This is a genomic window from Methanosaeta sp. UBA458 (assembly GCF_002496085.1).
GTDB classification, from domain to species: domain Archaea; phylum Halobacteriota; class Methanosarcinia; order Methanotrichales; family Methanotrichaceae; genus Methanothrix; species Methanothrix soehngenii.
In genome coordinates this window covers 1-1,295 of record NZ_DAIK01000003.1, presented here as the reverse complement: position 1 = coordinate 1,295, position 1,295 = coordinate 1, and the positions used below count along the sequence as shown (strand labels likewise).

The window sequence follows — 1,295 nt, the reverse complement described above, 5'->3', positions numbered from 1 at the left end:
ATGGATGAAGTTATATGGAAGTAATAAGAAAAAGGATTGAGGATAAAGAGGTGGATCATATGGCACAGGCGAAAATGGGCGACACCGTAAAGGTGCACTACACCGGCAAGCTGGGGACAGGGGTTATATTCGATACATCAGAAGGATGCGATCCGCTGGAGTTTGAGATTGGATCAGGCTCTTTCATACCTGGCTTTGAAGAGGCTGTAGTCGGCATGAGCCCGGGCGAGTCAAAGAAGGTCCAGATCCCTCCAGAAAAGGGCTATGGCAATTACAAGGAAGATCGGGCTATAACCATGGATAAAAAGGATTTCCCTTCAGACCTCGTTCCCGTCGAGGGAATGAGCCTTGAGATCTGCACCTCCGAGGGTACTTATGTCCCTGCGCAGATAACAGATGTTACAGAGACCACAGTCACCCTGGATGCAAATCATCCCCTCGTCGAGCAGACGCTTTATTTCGATATTATGCTATTAGAGATAACAAAGAGCAAGGAGAAGTCTGCTCAGTAAGAGAAGATTTGGCCATTCAGCGAAGAGCCATAGATTTTGGGGAGAGGGGCAGGATGGGAGGGGCAGGATTATGCCCCCTTTTCCCGGAAAAAAAGCGTATCTATCCAGAATATGTGACTCTCATATTCCATTTATTTATAATGCCTTTATCCAGCCTTGACAGATCCATAGCCCTGAGTATCCAATTTCCTTCCGCTGGTTGGCCTACGAAAGCCTGCAATTCTGGATTTATCTGCGAGTCATAGGTCTTGACCAGGTTATCCTGATCGAAGCCTCCTCTATCATGGATAATGGCAGTCTTTCCAGAAGGAGACAGTATCTCCACCCTCAAATCTCCAATGAAGGGATGAGTTATATCCACCATGGTCACAACTCTCTGGACGATTCCCTTCTTATCAAGATTCATCGCCACGCTAGCCCCTCTCGGATCATTATCTGGTATTAGCTCATTCGGCTCCAGATCCTTGCTTACTTCCATTTCAGAGGCTTCTTTCTCGATCTCAATTGACCATCTATTGAGCACGCCCTTGTCAATGGCTGCTACATCTGCTACGGTCAGTGACCACTCGCCATTGATTGGCGAACCTACCAGATCCCCTAAAGAAGGCAGCGAATTGGAGTCATATGTCTTTATCAGATTGCCTTCACCTCCTCCATCGCGATTATGAATCATCGCTCTCTTACCGGATGGCGAGATGAGCTCCACCTTCAAGTCGCTGATATAGGAATGAGATATATCGAGGCTTAAATAGATCCTGGACGCCCTTCCTTCTTCAGAGATAT

At 47.1% G+C, this 1,295-nt stretch carries 2 protein-coding genes; one reads left to right on the top strand and one right to left on the bottom strand.

Translation table 11 applies throughout. The features are described 5' to 3' along the window. The first annotated feature begins 59 nt into the window (after positions 1-59). The gene (locus BP822_RS00045; RefSeq protein WP_349255769.1) at positions 60-512 is read left to right on the top strand and encodes a peptidylprolyl isomerase; all 453 of its coding nucleotides are present in this window, start codon (positions 60-62) and stop codon (positions 510-512) included. Between the two features lie 100 nt (positions 513-612). On the opposite strand, the gene BP822_RS00040 is transcribed toward BP822_RS00045, so the two are convergent. Beyond that, a partial coding sequence (locus BP822_RS00040) for a proprotein convertase P-domain-containing protein (RefSeq protein WP_286877457.1) occupies positions 613-1,295 on the bottom strand: 683 nt, incomplete at its 5' end.